At 67.7% G+C, this 18,032-nt stretch carries 15 protein-coding genes and 1 tRNA gene; 10 read left to right on the forward strand and 6 right to left on the reverse strand.

Annotated elements, in window-relative coordinates; translation table 11 throughout:
* Positions 1-4 precede the first annotated feature (4 nt).
* A complete protein-coding gene (locus K7W41_RS08145) occupies positions 5-673 on the forward strand; it encodes a site-2 protease family protein (RefSeq protein WP_224606725.1) in 669 nt (222 codons plus the stop codon).
* Positions 674-724: 51 nt separating this feature from the next.
* Here the strand turns inward: K7W41_RS08145 and trhA are convergent, their stop codons facing one another.
* A complete protein-coding gene (gene trhA, locus K7W41_RS08150) occupies positions 725-1,369 on the reverse strand; it encodes a PAQR family membrane homeostasis protein TrhA (protein ID WP_224606728.1) in 645 nt (214 codons plus the stop codon).
* Positions 1,370-1,746: 377 nt separating this feature from the next.
* Positions 1,747-4,410: an IMP dehydrogenase gene (locus K7W41_RS08155; protein WP_224606731.1), complete on the reverse strand. Its 2,664-nt coding sequence runs from the start codon at positions 4,408-4,410 to the stop codon at positions 1,747-1,749.
* Positions 4,411-4,505: 95 nt separating this feature from the next.
* On the opposite strand from K7W41_RS08155, the gene K7W41_RS08160 reads away from it, so the two are divergent.
* Positions 4,506-4,581 (forward strand) — tRNA-Ala (locus tag K7W41_RS08160).
* Positions 4,582-4,633: 52 nt separating this feature from the next.
* On the opposite strand, the gene K7W41_RS08165 is transcribed toward K7W41_RS08160, so the two are convergent.
* Positions 4,634-6,319, reverse strand: a complete 1,686-nt coding sequence (locus K7W41_RS08165) for an outer membrane protein assembly factor BamB family protein (RefSeq protein WP_224606735.1) — start codon at positions 6,317-6,319, stop codon at positions 4,634-4,636.
* 115 nt (positions 6,320-6,434) lie between these two features.
* On the opposite strand from K7W41_RS08165, the gene K7W41_RS08170 reads away from it, so the two are divergent.
* The 5 genes from K7W41_RS08170 (at position 6,435) to K7W41_RS08190 (ending at position 11,710) form a co-directional block, all read left to right on the forward strand.
* Entirely contained in the window at positions 6,435-6,950 is a 516-nt protein-coding gene (locus tag K7W41_RS08170; protein WP_224606738.1) for a hypothetical protein, read from the forward strand.
* 402 nt (positions 6,951-7,352) lie between these two features.
* On the forward strand, positions 7,353-8,279 hold the full coding sequence (locus K7W41_RS08175; RefSeq protein ID WP_224606741.1) for a PEGA domain-containing protein: 927 nt from the start codon (positions 7,353-7,355) through the stop codon (positions 8,277-8,279).
* Positions 8,280-8,409: 130 nt separating this feature from the next.
* Complete coding sequence (locus K7W41_RS08180) at positions 8,410-9,399, forward strand: MBL fold metallo-hydrolase (protein ID WP_224606745.1); 990 nt, start codon at positions 8,410-8,412, stop codon at positions 9,397-9,399.
* 53 nt (positions 9,400-9,452) lie between these two features.
* On the forward strand, positions 9,453-9,911 hold the full coding sequence (locus K7W41_RS08185) for a YbjN domain-containing protein (RefSeq protein WP_224606748.1): 459 nt from the start codon (positions 9,453-9,455) through the stop codon (positions 9,909-9,911).
* A gap of 272 nt (positions 9,912-10,183) precedes the next feature.
* Positions 10,184-11,710 carry a GGDEF domain-containing protein gene (locus K7W41_RS08190; RefSeq protein WP_224606750.1) on the forward strand — a complete coding sequence of 509 codons (1,527 nt, stop codon included), beginning with the start codon at positions 10,184-10,186 and terminating at the stop codon, positions 11,708-11,710.
* A gap of 468 nt (positions 11,711-12,178) precedes the next feature.
* Here the strand turns inward: K7W41_RS08190 and murA are convergent, their stop codons facing one another.
* Positions 12,179-13,456, reverse strand: coding sequence for a UDP-N-acetylglucosamine 1-carboxyvinyltransferase (gene murA, locus K7W41_RS08195; protein ID WP_224606752.1), 1,278 nt, complete (start codon positions 13,454-13,456; stop codon positions 12,179-12,181).
* Between the two features lie 272 nt (positions 13,457-13,728).
* On the opposite strand from murA, the gene K7W41_RS08200 reads away from it, so the two are divergent.
* A complete protein-coding gene (locus K7W41_RS08200) occupies positions 13,729-13,953 on the forward strand; it encodes a transcriptional regulator (protein WP_224606754.1) in 225 nt (74 codons plus the stop codon).
* Positions 13,954-14,067: 114 nt separating this feature from the next.
* Here the strand turns inward: K7W41_RS08200 and K7W41_RS08205 are convergent, their stop codons facing one another.
* Positions 14,068-15,288, reverse strand: a complete 1,221-nt coding sequence (locus K7W41_RS08205; RefSeq protein ID WP_224606756.1) for a type II secretion system F family protein — start codon at positions 15,286-15,288, stop codon at positions 14,068-14,070.
* Between the two features lie 66 nt (positions 15,289-15,354).
* On the opposite strand from K7W41_RS08205, the gene K7W41_RS08210 reads away from it, so the two are divergent.
* Positions 15,355-15,969, forward strand: coding sequence for an L-threonylcarbamoyladenylate synthase (locus K7W41_RS08210; protein WP_224606758.1), 615 nt, complete (start codon positions 15,355-15,357; stop codon positions 15,967-15,969).
* Positions 15,966-16,502, forward strand: a complete 537-nt coding sequence (gene scpB / locus K7W41_RS08215) for an SMC-Scp complex subunit ScpB (RefSeq protein ID WP_224606760.1) — start codon at positions 15,966-15,968, stop codon at positions 16,500-16,502. Before K7W41_RS08210 ends, scpB begins: the two co-directional genes overlap by 4 nt.
* A 330-nt stretch (positions 16,503-16,832) precedes the next feature.
* On the opposite strand, the gene trpS is transcribed toward scpB, so the two are convergent.
* On the reverse strand, positions 16,833-17,846 hold the full coding sequence (trpS, locus tag K7W41_RS08220) for a tryptophan--tRNA ligase (protein WP_224606761.1): 1,014 nt from the start codon (positions 17,844-17,846) through the stop codon (positions 16,833-16,835).
* Positions 17,847-18,032 lie beyond the last annotated feature (186 nt).

Here is an 18,032-nt window from a genome sequence, read left to right on the forward strand (position 1 = left end):
GGGTATGGGCCCCAACACGATCATTCTCATCGCGCTCGTTGCCTACGCGGTTCTGAACCGTCAGGGGCTCATTGAGCTGCTCTTCAGCAATCCAGTTGCCTTTGCAGTCATCGCGGCGGCGCTGGTTCTGTCGCTGGCCTTTCACGAGTTCGCCCACGCCTGGAGCGCCGACAAGCTGGGCGACCCCACCCCGCGCCGCTACGGGCGCGTGACGCTGAATCCGATCAAGCACTTGGACCCCTTCGGCACGTTGCTGATGCTGCTGGTGGGCTTCGGGTTTGCGCGCCCAGTGCCCATCAATCCCAACAAACTGGGGCGCTGGGGCACCTTGTGGGTGGCAGCGGCAGGGCCCATCAGCAACCTGCTGATTGCGCTCCTGTGCGCGCTGCTGCTGAAGTTCCTTGCGCCGGATCTTCTGCTGCGCAGCATTCTGATGACTGTACTCAGCATCAACGTGGTGCTGGCGGTGTTCAACCTCATTCCCATTCCGCTGCTGGACGGCAGCCGCATTCTGGGCGCGCTAGTGCCCTCGCTGGGGCGCAGCCTCGCGCAGTTTGAAGCGCAGCGCTACAGCTTCCTGATCGTCATGCTGTTCATCTTTCTGTTCAGCAGCCAGATCAGCGGCATCATCCGCGTGGTCGAGAGCTGGGTTATGGGTTTTATGGGCCTGTAAGCCGGGCAAACGGGGGGCGGGAGCGCATGGCTCTCGCCCCTTTCCACTGCGTTAGCCCAGGTGGAACATCATCACCACATGGGCGGCAGTGCCGGCCAGCACGAACAGGTGCCAGATCTCATGGAAGCCGAACACGCCGGGGCGGGGGTTCCAGCGCTTGGTGCCGTAAATCACCGCCCCGATGGAATACAGCACTCCACCCGCCGCCAGCCAGAACAGCGCGCCTCCACCCAGCGAGCGGGCCAGTTGCGGCAGAAAGATCACCGCCAGCCACCCCATGCCCAGATACAGCCCAGTGCTCACCCAGCGCGGCAGGCGCATGGTGACCAGTTTCAGCACAATGCCGCTGAGGGCAATGCCCCAGATCAGCCCCAGCACACCGCCCCGCCACACACCGTCTAAGCCGTAGTACGCCACCGGGGTGTAACTGCCGGCGATCAGCAGAAAGATGCCCGCATGGTCCAGCTTGCGCAGCCACACCAGCCCGCGCTCGCCCGGCCGGAACGAGTGGTAGCTAGCACTCGCCGCATACAGCGCCACCATGCTCACGCCAAACACCACAAACGGCCACAGCGCCAACCCCCGCCCCTGCGCCCACCCCAGCAGCGGAACCAACACCACCAGCGCCGCCAGCGCCCCCGCCCAGTGCGTCAGGGCACTCACAGGTTCACGGGGAGCCGTCCACAGCCGCTTCACCCCCCCACCCTACGCCCCCAACATGATGACACTCTGTCAGGAGGGACGCGGTCCAAATGGAGAGGAAAGCCCCAGGCAGGCTCCTGCCTTAAAAAGTAGAACCTTCTGGGCCACACCAAGACGGCTTGCCCCTCCACCGCCCGGGTCCAGACGTAGCCGTCGTGCCCGAAGGGCGCGGGCGTGGGGCGATGGGCGGAGCAGGGCGACGGCGTACACAGCGGGGCGAAGGCAAGCCGCCCTGCACCGTCAGTCAACGTTTGCCGAGCGCAGCGGAAAAACTCCCCCTGCCCCTCTGGGGTAGGGGGCTGGGGGGTGGGGCAGACGCGGATCAACCAAGATGAAAACCAGAAACCCTGCCAACCTTCCCGGCAAGCCCCTTACCGCCCCCCGTAGTTCGGCGCCTCCTTCGTAATCGTCACCCCATGCGGATGGCTCTCCACCAGACTCGCCCCCGTAATCCTGACAAACTGCGCCGTCTCCCGCAGCGTCTGCAGGTCCGGCGCCCCGCAGTACCCCATGCTGCTGCGCAGGCCGCCCACAAACTGGTACAGCACCTCGCCCGCCGTGCCCTTGTAGGCCACGATCCCCTCAATGCCTTCGGGCACGAATTTGCGGCTGCCGCTCTGAAAGTAACGGTCGGCGCTGCCCTGGTCCATGGCGCCCAGCGAGCCCATGCCCCGGTAGCTCTTGTAGCGGCGCCCGTCGCGCAGAATCGTCTCGCCCGGCGACTCGTCGGTGCCGGCCAGCATGCTGCCCATCATGACCACGCTGGCGCCCGCCGCAATGGCCTTGGGCACGTCGCCTGTCTGCTTGATCCCACCGTCGGCAATCACCGGAATGCCTGCCTCCAGCGCCGCCGCCGAGGCCTCGAAAATGGCCGTAATCTGCGGCACGCCCACGCCAGTGACCACGCGGGTGGTGCAGATGCTGTTATGCACCACCGCGTTGTCCGCAATGAAGCTATGGGTGGGGCAGTCCACTTCAATGTCGTACACCGGCAGACTCAGGTGCAGACCGCGCCGGGAAAGCGGCTTGACCACGCTGTAGTCGGGCAATTGCCGCGCGGCGTGGCTCACGTTCAAGCGGGCGCGGTAACTGTCGAGCAGCTGCCCCTTCACACCCTGGAGCCCCCCCACGTTGCCGGGCTCCACCTGCATGTTGGGGAGGCTCCCCTCGGTCAGGTGGCAGAGCAGCCCAAACAATTCCATGAGGTCGCGGGACGTGTTCACGAAGCACTGGCGGCCATCAGCGGCCACGTAGCCGTCACTGTCGAGCAGGCCGTCCTTGAGCCCCTGGAGGTAGCCGGGATGTGCGGCGCGGTACGCCTGCGGCAGGGTTTTCTGGTCCCGCTTGCCAAACTGCGCCAGCAACCGGGCCCAGGGCAGCGAATACAGATAGATACGGATGATATTGCCGTCAGGCTTGCGCACAGGAGTCAGCCCCGTCACCCGCTGCACGGTCTCGATGAGCTTGTCGGCAATGTGGCCTTCCTCGCTGGAAAAGTACCAGTCCACCCGACCGATCTCGGACCCTGTGCGCGTCTCGCTGCCGTTGTGGTTCAGGAAGGCGTGACCGTCACCCAGGAAGGTCCCAAAGAGGTAGCCCAGGTCGTAACCCGCGCTCAGCTCGGTCTGGGCCCGCGCGGCCAGTTGGGCCTGGCGCACCGCGAAGTCACCCAGATGAATCTGGAAGGTCTCGGGCCATTCAAAGTGCAGGGTCCGGGGCATCAGGAACACGTCGCCCTGGGCCTCACCAACCGCCTTCCAGCGAATCTTGCTGTCGCCGGAGCGCGTGGGCTTGTTGAGCACCCCTGCGTAGCCCCGCGACGACAGGGTGGCGGCCCCCACGGTGCTCAGGTCACCGACCCAGAACTGGTGGTCAGGCGTCACCACCGTTTCGCGCGGTGAATGAACGTGCCGCACCGCCATGACCTCACGGATACCCGTACACCACGCATTGACCACCGTCACGGGGCGACCATGCATGTTCAGCACCCGGTCACCAATCTGCACGTCTTCAATGTTCTTGTATACCCCGCTCGCCATCAGCACGCGGGTGCCTGCCGCGAAACAACCTGGGCCGATGCCCACCTTCACCGCGTCTGCGCCGGCCAGAATCAGATCGCGCGCCCCGGCCCGCGTGGCCACGTTCCCGGCGATCACGTCCACATCAAAGGCCTCTTTCACCCGGCCCAGGGCATTCAGAATCCCCTGGCTGTGGCCGTGGGCGCTGTCCAGCACCAGCACGTCCACGCCAGCCTGCACCAGCGCGCCCGCGCGGTCCAGCAGGTCGGCGCCCACGCCAATGGCGGCGGCCACCCGCAGGCGGCCCAGGGCGTCCTTGGCGGCGCGGGGGTACTTCACCCGCTTGGTGAGGTCCTTAATCGTGATCAGGCCGCGCAACTGCTCGCCCTCCACCACCAGCAGCTTTTCAATGCGGTGGCGCTTGAAGATCTCCTGCGCCTCTTCCAGCGTGGTGCCCACCGGCACGGTGACCAGCCCCTCGCTGGTCATGACCTCGCTGACGGGCGTGGCGAGGTTGTCCACAAAACGCATGTCGCGGTTGGTGATGATGCCCAGCAGGCGGCCATCCGGCGCGGTGATCGGCACGCCGCTGATGCGGTACTCACCCATCAGGCGGTCGGCCTCGCCCACGGTGGCGTGGGGGGGCAGGGTGATGGGGTCCACGATCATGCCGCTCTCGGACCGTTTGACCTTGCGCACCATCTCGGCCTGCGCGTCAATGGGCATGTTCTTGTGCAGCACGCCAATGCCGCCCTCGCGCGCCAGGGCCACGGCCATGTTCGTCTCGGTGACGGTGTCCATCGCCGCCGATACGAAGGGAATATTCAGGCGCACCCGGCGGGTCAGCTGCGTTTCAATGTTGACCTCGTGGGGCAGCACCTGCGAGTGGCGGGGCTGCAGCAGCACGTCGTCAAAGGTGATGCCCTCCTGGCCGAATTTGTAGGCGTAGCGGTCCGTGGTGGAGCGGGGCTCTGGGGTGCCGGGCGCGGTGGGATCAGGCGTGGCAGGCGCACTCATGGCTGCGAGTGTACGCCCTGGGGCGGCCGGGTGCGCCCCCGGTGTCCAGCTTGCGCGTGCCCGGGAGGCCGTGCTACAGTCCCTTTCGCCTTTGTGGGGTCGTAGCTCAGCTGGGAGAGCGCGTCGTTCGCAATGACGAGGTCAGGGGTTCGATCCCCCTCGACTCCACCAGCATCACAAACCCCCGCCCGTGTATCGGTGCGGGGGCTTTTTTGTGGGTCGTTCAGCGGCTAGGCGCGGTCCCGTACTCCGTCTGGCGGCCCAGCGGCAGCAGCTGGGGCAGGTTCAGCGGAAAGCGGGCCTGCTGCCCCGCCACGCTGAGAACCACGGCGGCGGGCGCGCGTTCCAGGGTGGCCTCAGCGCCGGGCAGGTCGCTCAGGGCGGCCAGCGGCACATAGGCTTCACGGCCAAAAAAGCGCACAGTGACCGGCACGCGCTCCGCGCCCACCCGCAGGGTGGCGGTGCGGGCGGTCACATTCAGCACCGGCAGGCGCAGCGCAGCGGCCGTTTCGGTCAGGGGCAGCAGCACCTGCCCGGCTTCGGTGCGGGCCTTGCGGGCGGCGGCCTGGGCCTGCTGCGCGGGGGTCAGGACCGGCGCCGGGGCAGGGGTGGTGGGCCGGGGGGCCGAGGTCGTGGGCTGCGGCGCCGGGGCGGTGCCGGGCTGCGGCGCAGGCTGAGTGGGGTTGGGCCGCACCGGGGCAGGCGGCTGCGCGGGCTGGGCGGGCGCCGTGGGCGCGCCGGGTTTCAGGGCGGCCAGCACGGCGGTGGCGGCGGCGCGCCGGGCCTGGGTCTGGGCCTGCAGCTCGGCGGCGCTGGACACGCGGCCCCAGGCGGCGGGCGTGGCGTGGAACGTGGGCCAGGGGGCCACCGCCAGCGGGCGCTGCTTCTGAATGATGTTCAGGCCGCCGCCCTCGGTGGTGAAGTACAGGTTGCCCTGGTCACTCACGCTCAGGCCGGTGTCAATCTTCTTGCCGGTCTTGATCTGCCACAGCGCCTGCCCGGCCTTGCCAATGGCGTGCACGGTGCCGCTGAGGTCCGGCACAATCACCGTCCCGTCGCTGAGTTCCACTGCCGAGGCCGCAATGCCGGCTCCCGCCTTGTAGGTCCATTCGGGCTCGCCGCCGGGGTTGATGGCGTACACGCTGCCGTCGTAACTGCCCACGACCACCACGCCGCCGCTGGTCACGATGGGGCTGGCATTCACGAACAGGCCGGTCTGCGCGCGCCACTTCAACTCGCCGGCCGGGGTCAGGGCGTAGATGCGGCGGTCACTGGACCCGAAGTAAATGCTGCCGTCCGGTCCAATGGCGGGCGAGCTGAACACCAGCGAGCCGGCGGCGTAGGTCCATTTCAGCTGCCCGGCCGGGGTCAGGGCGTGCATGCGGTTGTTCTGCGCGCCGAAATAGATGGTGCCGTCGGCAGCAATGGCGGGCGAACTGAACACGGGCGCGCCCACCTTGTAGGTCCACAGGGTCTGGCCCGCGCCGCTCAGGGCGTAGACCGTGCCGCCCGCCGTGGCGACCACCACGCTGCCGTCGGCACGCAGCGCGGGCGTGGCGTAGATGTCGCCGTCCAGCTTGACCTTCCACAGCAGCTTGCCAGCCGCGTCCAGGGCGTACACCGTGTCGTCGTAGGAGGCGGCGATGGCGGTGCCCTGCGGCGTGACCACCGGGTAGGCGCGGCCAATATCGCCCACCACGAAGGACCACTTCACGCTGCCGGTGGCGTCGGTGCGGTGAATGCGGGCGTCGGACCCCAGGAAGGTGAGGTCGCCGTTCGGGCTGACCGTGACCCCGGAAATCACGCGCAATTCCTTGAACACGTCGATCTTGGGCGCGGTAAACGTGGGGGTACTCTGGGCGGCGGCCCCACTGCCAACCACCAGTGTGACCAGGGAAAGAAAGGGCAAAACGTGGCTGTTCCTCATCTAAACGTGCACTCCTTTACAGAGCCTTTACGGACAGGCAATGGCGTGGAACGGCATATGGACGCTGCCCAGGGTACGGCCTAAGATGCGAACTGTTATGAAGAAGATTCTCATGCTGACCGCGTTCGCCCTGGCGGGCCTGGCCGCCGCCCAGGACACCACGACGACCGATACGGCGCCGGCCACCACCGACACCATGGAAATGACCGGCCCGGCCACCATGAGTGCGGGTGACAACTTTGCCAAGGCCCAGGAGTTCGCGGTGCAGGCCGACGTGGCCTACCCCGTGCCCTTCTACGACCGCACCCTATGGAAAGCGGCCGTGGACCACGCCTACTACGCCGCCTCGCAGGAAGCCGGCAACCGCGACTACAACGCCTACCTCGCGCAGCTGTACACCAAGACCCAGTGGTGGATCAACGCCTACAACGCCTGGAACCGCCTGGGCACCCTGACCGACCAGGAAAAGCAGTGGGCGTCCCTCAGCGCCGCCAAACTGGCCTACCTCGCGCTGCAGCGCGGCGACACCACCATGGCCCGCATGTACGTGGACAAGGGCATGAGCTGGGCCCCCAGCGCCAGCCTGCAGGCCATCATGCAGCGCCTGCAGTAAGCAGAGCATCTTGCTTCCAAAAGCCCGCGCTTCGGCGCGGGTTTTTCGTTCCCCGTTGCCATGACCGGCGACGCTGTCAACGTTCCTGGTCGAAGAGTTCTTCCCGGGTCTGCGGTGGCGGTCTCTCCTCTCATCCGGGACTCCTCTGCTTTCAGAGCAGGCGTGGGACGCGCGAAGGGACGCTGTTCCATCGCCGTCGTCCCGTCTGTGCTCGTGCTGGCGCTCCTGCGGAGCTCTCCGAGTCCGCGAGTCTGCTTGCCCCTCGGCTTCGGCCCACCTGAGTGCCGTCTCATCGGACGAAATTCAACTTTCGCTCCCCAGGGCCACCCGCCGCCTCTTGCCTCAAGACCCAATCAGCTGCGTGGCACCTTCGCCGGGGCGGGGGTGCCCTACCCTGGGGCCATGAAACGGGTTGTGGCTCCTTTCCTCCTGTCTGCCCTGCTCGCGGGCTGCGTGCCCGCGCCGCTGCGCGCCAATCCCGAAGCGGCGGTGCGCCTGTCGGTGGCCCCGGCCGCTGCCCCCGCCCAGCCGCTGACTGGTGAAAGCAGTCTGTACCGCTTTCCCGGACCCGGCGCCCTGAACGTGCGCACCGAGCCCGGCGCGCTGGTGACCGCCATCGTGCTGCCGCCCGGCGGGGGCGCCCAGGTGGGCCAGACGGTTCGCACCGTGCCCGGCGAAACCGCCCAGCTGCCCTTGCCCGCCACCGAGGGCTTTACCCAGGTCTTCACCGTGGCCAGCCTTGTGCCGCTGGACCTGGGCAGCGCGGCCGGCGCGCGCAGCGTGAATGACATTGGCGCGGCAGTGCAGCGGGCCACGCAGGGGGCGCCCCGCACGGCCTACACGGTCGCCACCACGGTTTACCGCGCCGAGCGCCTGGGCAGCCTTCGCGTCGAGACGAGCGTGCCCGGCGCCCAGGTGCGCGTCAATGGCCGCTCCGCCGGGCTGGCCCCGGTCACGCTGGGCGATCTGCCCGCCGGGCAGGTGGAGGTAACGGCCACCCGGGAGGGCTACCGCCCCGCCTCGCAGCGGGTGAACATCGTTGGTGACCGCGCCACAGACGTGACCCTCAACTTGCGCCCGCTGACCGGGACCCTGCGCGTGGAGAGCCCGGTGGCCGCCGACGTGCTGGTAGAGCGGCGCCTGCTGGGGCTGGTGCTGCCGGGGCAGCCGCTGGAACTTCCGGTGCGCTCTGGTGTGGTCAGCCTGAACGTGGTGCCGCGTGACCGGGCCCTGGCCCCGCAGACGCTGCTGGTGCGCGTGAACACCGACCAGCTCAGCCGCATTGAGTGCACGCTGGCGGGCAGCGCTTTCCGCTGCGACGTGCGGTAACGGCGGTACTTCAGTTCACTCTGGGGCCCACCAGTCGCCCCTCAAGGCCGACCCTCTCTGCCGGGGTCGGTCTTTTCCGTGGTCCGCGCCACACCCAGTTCCGGGGCAGGCAGGTGCTACCCTGCCCGGCATGACCGCGCCTGCCCCCACGCACCTGCTGGGTGACCTGTACGCCCTTCAGGTGCCCATTCCCTACCCGATGGGGGCCGTGACCGTCCTGCTGGACGTGCCCGCTGGGGGCCCGGTCACCATGATTGACACCGCGCTGGACACCCCGGAAGCCCACGCGGCCCTGGAAGGCGGGCTGGCGGCGCTGGGACTGCACTGGCCGGATGTGGACCGGGTGATCATCACCCACCACCACCCCGACCACTACGGGCTGGCGGGGCTGGTGGAAGAGCGCAGCGGCGCGTCCGTGCACCTGCTGGACGTGGAAATTGGGCGCGGGGAGCGCTACTGGCACCTATGGGAAGAGTGGCTGCCTGGGCACGTCAAGCACCTGCGCGACCACGGCCTGCCGCCCGAATCGCTGCTGAGCCTGGAGGCCGAGAGCCGCCGCAGCCGCCAGCGGGTGCACCCGGCCACCCGTGTCTCCCCCCTGCGCGAGGGGCAGGAGGTCACGCTGTCCGGCGAGCCCTGGGAGGTGCTGTGGCTGCCCGGCCACGCCGACGGCCACCTGGGCCTGTGGAACGAGGCGCAGGGCACCCTAATTGCCGGGGACGCCATCCTGCCGCGCATCAGCCCGAATATCGGCCTGTACGCCTACACCCGCCCCGATCCGCTGGGCGACTACCTGCAGACGCTGGGCAAGCTTGAAGCCCTGAATCCGGCCCGCGCGGTGGTGGGCCACCACGGCCCCGTGATGACCGGCGTGCAGGCCCGCGCCCGCGAGCTGCGCGCGCACCACCACGAGCGGCTGGACTTCCTGCAGGCCCAGGCCGCCCAGGCGCCGGGCACCGCCTACGCCCTGTCGCTGGCCATGTTTCCGCGCGACCTGAACATCAGCGGGCGGCGTTTTGCCCTGGCCGAAACGCTGGCCCACCTGGAACACCTCCGCCTGCTGGGCGCGCTGTACCGCACCTGGCAGGAGGACGCGGGCGCCTGGGTGTACCACGCCTGAACAGCGGCCCCGCTCACCAGAGGCAGGCGGGCACGCGCTCTATACTCCGGCGCATGACAGCTTCAACGGAATTGCGGCGGATCATGACCGCGCTGCAAGAGGGTGGTCTGACCGTCGAAGCGGTCGAGGACGGCGCGCTGATTCAGGACGGCGACGCGCGGGTGGCCCTGTTCGCCGAGCCCGACCCGCAGGGCGGCGTGATTGTGCGCCTGCACCTGGACCTGGACCTGTATGTCGAGGAAGACAGCCTGAGTGACATCCTGATGGGCATGAACCTCATGAACCAGGGCCTGGACTACGGCGCGCTGAATCTGGACCCGGTGGACGAGAGCGAAGGCAGTGAAGACGGCGAGCCCCTGACCTTTGCCGTGCTGGGCCGCAGCGTTCTGTGGCTGCCCGACCTGGGCGTGGCCGAACTGGACCGCCTGCGCGAGCACCTGCGCCGCTTCGAGGAAGAGGTGACGCAGGCGGTGGAACGCACCCTGCACGGGAATAAGGGCATCAGCGCGTAATCCGGGCGGCCGTCCATTTCCGGAACAGCCAGATCATCCCTGGCTGTTTCTCATTCCTGCACATCCGTACCCTTCCCTCTGCGCTGCGCCGCGCTAAGGCCCTCTGGTCGGCAACATTTCGGAAACAGGTCACGGTATCCCTCGGAAGCTGGAGCAGCGGAACCGGAGCGCAGGCCGGGGGCCCACTCGCCCCCCATCCCCCCCAACGCCGCCTCCAGATCGTCCCTCTGGGGGCTCGTGCGGGGCGGGCCGTGAACCTATGATCGGGGAACATGACCCTCTCTGACCTGCCCTCCACCGACGCCGCCCACTGGCTGGCGCAGTTGGACACCGTGTGGCAGCGCCGCGAGCGCCAGCGCGGGGCCGCCGCGCAGGTGGCGCAGGCGGCGCGGGCGTGGAGCGAGCAGCGCGGCATCCTGGACCCGCAGGTGGCCCGCGCGGCGTCGGTGGTCTGGGCCTACGTGGCCTGGCGCGGCGGGCAGCTGGGCGAGGCGCGGGCGGCGCTGGACTGGGTGGTGCCGGACCTCTCCCCCACGCGCTGGCACTGCCGGGCCCTGAATGTCACGGTGGGGGTGGTGGCCGAACTGGGCGAACTGGCCCAGGCGCTGTCACTGGCCCACGCGCAGCTGGCCCTGAGCCGTCAGGTGCAGGACCAGGAAATGGAAGCCTGCGCCCTGCACGACCTGGGGGTGCTGCACAACGAACGCGGCAACCTGCGCGGCGCACAGTCGCTGCAACAGGCGCTGCGGCTGTTCCGCGCCATGCAGCTGGTCGAAGGCGAGGCCTATACCCAGCTGAATCTGGCCACGGCCCTGCTGCTGGCCGGGCGGGTGGAGGCCGCCCGCGCCGAGCTGCAGGGCGCCCTCACCCTGGCCGCGCGGCACGGCCTGGGCACCGTGCGCACCTTCGCCCTGGCGCAGCAGGGCGCGCTGGAGGTGCCCCACGACCCGGCGCGCGCCGAGGTGCTGCTGCGCGCTGCGCTGCGCGAACAGCAGCTCAATGCTGACCGCCCGCTGTGGGAAGCCGTCGAACCCCTGGCCCGGCTGCTGCTGGCCCAGCAGCGCCCCCACGAGGCCTGCTTGCTGGTGGCCGCCTTTACCCAGGAGGCCCAGGCGCAGGGGTTTGAGGTGCTGGCGATGCAGGGGCACGGCCTGCTGGCCGAACTGCATGAACATCTGGGGGAGTGGCAGCAGGCCCTGCACCACCTGCGCGCCCACACGGCGGCCTTCAAGCAGCTGCGCGCCGAAGAACACGAGCGGCGCGTGCAGGCCCTGGAGGTCACGCACCGCACGGCCCTGCTGCGCCTGCAGGCCGAAGCCGAGGAGGCCCGCGCCGCCGAACTCACCCGGCTGCTGCAGGTGGATGAGCTGACCGGCCTGTTCAACCGCCGCCACCTGCTGACCGCTGGCGCCGAGCTGATCCGCCAGCAGCCCGGCGCGGTCGCGGTGGCCGACCTGGACCATTTCAAACGGGTGAACGACACCTTCGGCCACGAGGTGGGCGACGAGGTGCTGCGCCACTTTGCCGGGTGCCTGCGCGCGGCCCTGCCCGGCACCTTCGCCGCGCGCACCGGGGGCGAGGAATTCGTGCTGCTGTTTCCTGCCCGCGCAGTTCCCCTGGCCTGCCAGGAGCTGGGCACCCTGCGCGCGGCCCTGCCCACAGAGCACCTGCCCCCGGTCACCTTCACCGCTGGCGTGACCCTGTGCCCCGACGGCGATCTGGCCGCCGCCATGCGCCGCGCCGACCTGCTGCTGTACCGGGGCAAGGCGCAGGGCCGCAACTGCGTTGTGGTGGAGTAGCCAAAACATTGGCCGGTGGTCGGAACGGTCGGCCCAGACTCTTTGGCGGCCAAGGCGGACGGGCCAGTTGGGAGGGAATCCCTTGCGCTGGGCAGGGCCCCCTCTGCCCCGAATTCCACCACGGCGCGAAGACACCTCATTGACCTGCAAGTTCTGGAACCGCCTGATCCACGCAGCAGTGGCCCAGTGCGGGCTCCCTTCACGTCGTTGACGGCGTGAAAGTTCACGACCCTATTGCCGCTCAAACCGAACTCGGCGCCAGCTTCAGCACCTGCAACTGGGATCATCAGCAAAGCCGCTGACCACGCCCAAGCCAAGGCTCAGGAAGAGGGCAACAGGGCCCCTCCCCTGGCCGACCCACAAGGCCGCCGCGACCTTCAGATGCCTGCATTTCATCCTGTTGCCCCGATAGAAGAGAAGCAGGCCGGAGCGTCGACTCCAGCCTGCTCATCTCCCTTCAACCTCAGCTCAATCCATGGCCAGGGCCAGATCGGGCTGGGCCACCTGGGCGCCCACGCCACGCAGGCGCTCCACGAGGCGTTCGTAGCCGCGGTTGAGATACTGCACCCCGTCAATGACCGTCTGCCCTTCGCAGGTGAGGCCCGCGATAAACAGGGCTGCGCCGGCGCGCAGGTCCGCTGCCTTCACGGGCGCCGCGTGCAGCTGGCCACCTTGGATCACCTGCGTGTACCCACTGACCGTAATGTTGGCGCCCATGCGGTGCAGTTCGGCCACATGGGTCAGGCGGTCAGGATATACGGGGTCCTGCACCACGCTGGTGCCGGGCACGGTGGCCAGCAGGGCGCTCATCTGCGGCTGCAGGTCAGTGGGGAACCCGGGGTAACTCTGGGTGGTGATGTTCACGGGCTTCAGCGTCCGCTCGCGGGCGTCCACCACCAGCGTCTGGCCACCCTCCATCACCGACACACCCATTTCCTGCAGCTTGCCCGTCACCGCGCGCAGGTGCTCGGGGCGCACGTTGGTCAGGGTCAGGCAGCTGCGGGTGGCGGCGGCCAGCATCATGAAGGTGCCGGCCTCAATGCGGTCGGGGATCACAGTGTATTCGCCGCCGCGCAGGGCCGCCACGCCCCGGATGGTCAGGGTGTTGGTGCCCGCGCCCTGAATATCCGCACCCATGCGGTTCAGGAACTCGATCAGCTCCACCACATCGGTGTCAATGCTGGCGTTCTCCAGCGTGACCACGCCGTCACCCAACACGCTGGCCAAAATCGCGTTGTGCGTGCCGCCCACGGTCAGCAACTCGAAAATGAAGTGGCCGCCCAGGCTCCCGTGGCGCACCGCTGTGAAGTTCCCCCCGTCCTCGGTGATTTCGGCGCCCAGCGCGCGCAGGGCCTTGACATGCTGGTCCACCGGGCGCGGGCCCCAGGCGCAGCCGCCGGGCATGGACACTGTGGCTTCCCCAGCGCGGGCCAGAATGGCCCCCAGCACGATAAAGCTGGCGCGCATCTTGCTCACCAGGGCGTAGGGGGCGTCGGTGTTTACGATGTGTGGGGTCTGCAGTTCCAGGTCGTTGGGCCCCACCCACACGTGCTGGGTGCCCAGGTGCGCGAGCAGCTCCAGAATGGTGTGAACGTCGCTCAGGCGCGGCACGCCGCGCAGGGTGACCTTCTCGGCACTGAGCAGGCTGGCAACAATGATGGGCAGCGCAGCATTCTTGCTGCCCTGAACGGCGATTTCGCCGCGCAGCTCGCGGCCTCCCTGAAGGTGCAGTGGGGTCAGTTGCATGGGTGAGTCATCCTTGGTGGGGGGTCGCGCCGCTGGGGTGCGCCGGGGAGATCGTGAGCGCGGTACAGGTGCATGTTACACATCACGCTCAAGATGTGTCCACACCGACCATACCGTGTCAGCCTTCAGGGCGGATGAGGTGAATCATCAGCCTGGGCTGATGCGGCGTCTCATGTTGAGGCGCCTCAGGGTGCGTGCTAGGCTGCGCGCACGGCCCCGCCCCAGTCTTCATGTTCGCTGGTTTCCGGCGCGGCTCCGTGTTCAGGAGAGGCATGCCCAAGAAGGAACGCAAACGGCTGCAAGTGGTCATCAGCGACGAGCAGGACGCCTTGCTGACCCGCACCGCCTATGAACTGTCCAGCCCCGAACGGCTGATTAGCAAGAGCGAGGTGGTGCGCCTGGCCATCGAGAAAATCGCCCGGGAACTCGGTGAGGGCGAACACCTGGAAGAGTACCGCGCCATTCTGGACGCCGAGGAGTTGGGCGAAGAGGAGTGAAGGGGGTACAGAGCAGGGCCGCCCAGGCAGATGATCGGGCGGCCCTGTCTCGTTGCCCTCGCTTTCAACCTGAAAAAGGGCTCCTCTCGGGAGCCCTGCAGTTCTTCCTGCCGTTTACTGGCTCAGCTGGCCGATGATGCTGAACATCGGAAGGAACATCCCCGCCACGATCACCCCGACGATACCGCCCAGGAAGACGATCATCAGCGGCTCAATAGCGGCCGTCATGCTGTCCACGGCTTCGTCCACTTCGCGGTCATAGAAGTCGCCAACTTTGCTCAGCATGTCATCCAGCGAGCCAGTCTCCTCACCAATACTGATCATGCTGACCACCATGGGCGGGAACACCTTGCTGGTCGCGAGGCTGGAACTCATCTGCTCACCCACCATCACGACGTTCTTGGCGTTCTCAATGCTGTCCTCAACGATGGCATTGTTCGCCGTGCCTTTGGTTATTTCCAGGCTCTCGATAATATTCACGCCGCTGCTGATCAAAAGACCAAACGTGCGTGCAAAAGAACTGATGGCACTTTTTTGAAGCAGATTCCCAAAAATCGGGATCTTGAGCTTGATATCGTCGATAATAACTCGTCCTTTGGGCGTCTTATAATAAGCGCGATAAGCAAACGTGACTGCCGCTGCTATGGCAAAAATGATCAAACCAGAGTGCCTGAGGAAATCCGAGACAGCCATCAGCACACGGGTAATCAGGGGGAGCGGCGCATTGAGCTGGGCCAGAATGCCCGCAAATTTGGGCACAATGGTGGTGAGCAAGAAGTAGGTGATGAGGATGGCAAACACCAGCACCACCACGGGATAGGTCAGCGCGCTCTTGATTTTACCCCGCAGGGCCAATTCTTTTTCCTGGAAGCTGGCGATGCGCTCCAGCACCGTGTCCAAAGTGCCGCTGGTTTCCCCCGCACGGACCAGGTTCACAAAAAGGCGGTTGAAAATCTTGGGATGCTTGACCAGGGTTTCACTGAGCGGCGTGCCCGCTTCCACCTCGGTGCGCATCTCTTTCACGACGCCCTGAAAGCCCTTGTGCTCAATCTGCTTTTGCAAAATGGCCAGGGACTGCACCAGCGGCACCCCCGCGTTGATCAGCGTGGCGAGCTGCTTGCTGAAGATGGCGACCTGCTTGAGGCTGGGCGGCCGGTTGTCCAGGAAGGGAATCTTGAGGTCAGCGTTCAGGCCGCTCTTGGGCGGCTTGATCTCGACGATCATCAGGTTCTTGGCGCGCAGGGCGTCACGAACCTGGCTGGCCGTCTCGGCTTCCATCTGGGACTTCAGCACCTTGCCGGAGCGGTCACGCACGCGGTATTCAAAGACGGGCATACTATCAAGCAGTATAGGGCGCGCGTCTTGCGCCCGCCTTACATCACTTCACACTTTGGACCTCAGATGACCACAGTTTCCCCCCACGATTTGCAGCGTGCCGCGCAGGTGCTGGACGCCGGCGGGGTGGTGGCCTACCCCAGCGAAACCGTCTGGGGCCTGGCCGCCCACCCGCAGCGCCCGGACGGCATTCGGCGCCTCTATGACCTGAAAGGCCGCGTGGCCGACAAGCCGGTGCAGGTGTCGTGTGCCTCCGCCGAGGCGGCGCGCGCGCTGGCCGCGCCCGATATTGGCTTTGATGACCTCGCCCAGGCACTGGCCCCCTTCTGGCCGGGGCCGCTGACGGCTGTGCTGCCCGCCAGCGCGGCGTGCCCTCCCCTGCTGGCCCCTGAAGGCCGGGTAGGGATCCGCGTGCCGGATCATCCGGTGGCGCTGGCGCTGCTGAACGCCGTGGGCGGGGTGCTGGCGACCACCAGTTGCAACCCCAGCGGCGAGGCCCCAGCCCTGACCTTTGCGGCTGCCCTGGCGATGAATCTGGGCGATATGGTGCTGCCTGACGGCGACGTGCCCTGCCTGGGAATCCCCAGCACGGTGCTGCTGCTGCCAGAAGGCCGGGTGCTGCGCGAGGGGGCCCTGCCGGCGCAGCAGGTGCTGGCGCGGCTGGAACGTGCGCCTCTGTGAGTGACGCGCCGCCCCTGAGCGCCCTGATCGGCGCGGCCCTGCTGGCCGCCGGGCGGCCGGTCAGCGCTGGGGACCTGGCCAGCGTCCTGGGCCTTCCTGAAGAGGCGGCGCGGCGCGAGGTCGAAGCCTTCAGCGCTCGCCTTAAGAAGGCGGGGCTGGGCTTTGAAGTGGAGGCCGTGGCAGGAGGCTACCGCTTTGTGGTGCCCCCGGCCCTGGCCAGCCACCTGACGCCGCTGCTGGCGCCGCCGCCCCTGCCGCCCCTGAGCAGCGCGGCGCTGGAGGTCCTGGCGGTGATCGCGTACCGCCAGCCGGTCACGCGCGCCGAGATTGAGGCGATGCGGGGCGGCAGTGCGAGTACCGTCGTGACCCTGCAGGAACGCGAACTGGTGAAGGTGGTGGGCCGGGCGGATTCGGTGGGCCAGCCCCTGCTGTACGGCACCACCGAACGTTTCTTGCTGGACTTCGGGCTGACCTCGCTGGCCGATCTGCCGCCGCTGGACGACACTGGATTCGCTCACCTGCTGAGGAGTTAAGGCGGGCGAAACTCCGCTAGGGGTGCGCTGAGGGGCCAAGTATGGGGTGGAGCGGGCAGCTTCAAGACATCGCGTGAAGAGAGGCGAAGAGGAGGGCATTCTTGCCTCTCTCCCTTGCAGAGGCCGGGGACAGCTCCCGCCGCGCGAGTCTGGGGGAGCATCGCACGAGGAAGGCAGTGGCTCCGACCAATGGTTTGGGCAGTCCGAGTGGCGTTGAGTACGGCCTGAACTCTTCAAGCGCAATCCATCGGCAATGATTCGGGCTATACGGGGGCGCTAAGCGAAGCACCATCCGCCGCGCTGAGACGCCACCTGCGCCACCCGCGCGCCTCAACACTCATGTAAGCGCAGGGCGGAGCGCACCCGCTTCAGGGTGCAGGCCGCCTCGGCCCGACCTCTGGCGGTGCCCTGCTGGAGCAGGCGCATGACGGCCGAGGGGTCCGCTGCAAAGGTGGCCCGGCGGGCCCGCATGGGTGCCAGGAGGGGTTCCAGCACCTCAATCAGGTGCCGTTTGAGGGTCACGTCGCCCAGGCCCCCGGCGCGGTAGTGGGCTTTCAGAGCGGCCACCCGCGCCGGGTCCGGATCGAAGGCGTCCAGGAAGGTGAAGACCGGGTTGCCTTCCACCCGGCCCGGGTCGCTGGCGCGCAGGTGGCCGGGGTCGGTGTACATGCCCATCACTTTGCGCTGCACCTCCTCCGGGGTGTCCGAGAGATAGATGGCGTTGCCCAGCGACTTGCCCATCTTGGCGCCGCCGTCCAGGCCGGGCAGGCGGGACACGGCCGAGAGATGGGCCTGGGGTTCGGTCAGCGTGGGGCCATACAGGCTGTTGAAGCGCCGTACCACCTCGCGCGCCAGTTCCAACATGGGCTGCTGGTCCTCGCCCACCGGCACCACCTGCGCGCCAAAGGCCACGATGTCGGCCACCTGCGCCGCCGGATAGATGAAAAAGCCGGCCGGCACCGCCTCCCCGTAACCCTTCTGGACAATCTCGGTTTTCACGGTGGGGTTCTGGCGCAGCTTGGAGACGGTCACGAGGTTCAGCAGGTACAGGGTGAGTTCAGCCAGTTGCGGCACCGCCGATTGCAGCACGAAGGTCACTTTCGCTGGGTCCAGGCCGGCGGCGAGGTAGTCCAGCATGACTTCGGGTACATGGTCATGGACGGTGTGCGGGCGGTCAAAGTGGTCGGTCAGGGCCTGGACATCGGCTACGAGGACGAACAGATCGTGGGTGTCCTGGAGGGCCACGCGCCCCTGGAGCGAGCCGGCGAGGTGGCCCAGGTGCAGGCGGCCGGTGGGGCGGTCGCCGGTGAGGATGCGGGGGCGGGTGGGGGTGGGCGTGGTCATGGGGAAACCTCCGGGGGGTGAATGAAGGCAAAAAAAGGCCGCGCCTGGACAGAGCCGGGCGCGGGCTGGGCGGTGAATGGGGGTTCAGCGCACAGGCGGGGGCGGGCCCGGGGGACCGGGCCAGCAGGGGTGGGGGGTGGGGGTGGGCATGGGGGCAGTGTGGCGGGGGGTGAGGGGGGTTGGCAA

This window comes from Deinococcus multiflagellatus (genome assembly GCF_020166415.1).
In the GTDB taxonomy this organism is placed as follows: Bacteria; Deinococcota; Deinococci; order Deinococcales; family Deinococcaceae; genus Deinococcus; species Deinococcus multiflagellatus.

Coding starts and splice junctions, on each gene's coding strand:
- K7W41_RS08145 (WP_224606725.1), top strand. CDS start 5: ATGGGCCCCAACACGATCATTCTCATCGCGCTCGTTGCCTACGCGGTT.
- K7W41_RS08155 (WP_224606731.1), bottom strand. CDS start 4,410: ATGAGTGCGCCTGCCACGCCTGATCCCACCGCGCCCGGCACCCCAGAG.
- K7W41_RS08170 (WP_224606738.1), top strand. CDS start 6,435: ATGAAGAAGATTCTCATGCTGACCGCGTTCGCCCTGGCGGGCCTGGCC.
- K7W41_RS08175 (WP_224606741.1), top strand. CDS start 7,353: ATGAAACGGGTTGTGGCTCCTTTCCTCCTGTCTGCCCTGCTCGCGGGC.
- K7W41_RS08180 (WP_224606745.1), top strand. CDS start 8,410: ATGACCGCGCCTGCCCCCACGCACCTGCTGGGTGACCTGTACGCCCTT.
- K7W41_RS08185 (WP_224606748.1), top strand. CDS start 9,453: ATGACAGCTTCAACGGAATTGCGGCGGATCATGACCGCGCTGCAAGAG.
- K7W41_RS08190 (WP_224606750.1), top strand. CDS start 10,184: ATGACCCTCTCTGACCTGCCCTCCACCGACGCCGCCCACTGGCTGGCG.
- murA (WP_224606752.1), bottom strand. CDS start 13,456: ATGCAACTGACCCCACTGCACCTTCAGGGAGGCCGCGAGCTGCGCGGC.
- K7W41_RS08200 (WP_224606754.1), top strand. CDS start 13,729: ATGCCCAAGAAGGAACGCAAACGGCTGCAAGTGGTCATCAGCGACGAG.
- K7W41_RS08205 (WP_224606756.1), bottom strand. CDS start 15,288: ATGCCCGTCTTTGAATACCGCGTGCGTGACCGCTCCGGCAAGGTGCTG.
- K7W41_RS08210 (WP_224606758.1), top strand. CDS start 15,355: ATGACCACAGTTTCCCCCCACGATTTGCAGCGTGCCGCGCAGGTGCTG.
- trpS (WP_224606761.1), bottom strand. CDS start 17,846: ATGACCACGCCCACCCCCACCCGCCCCCGCATCCTCACCGGCGACCGC.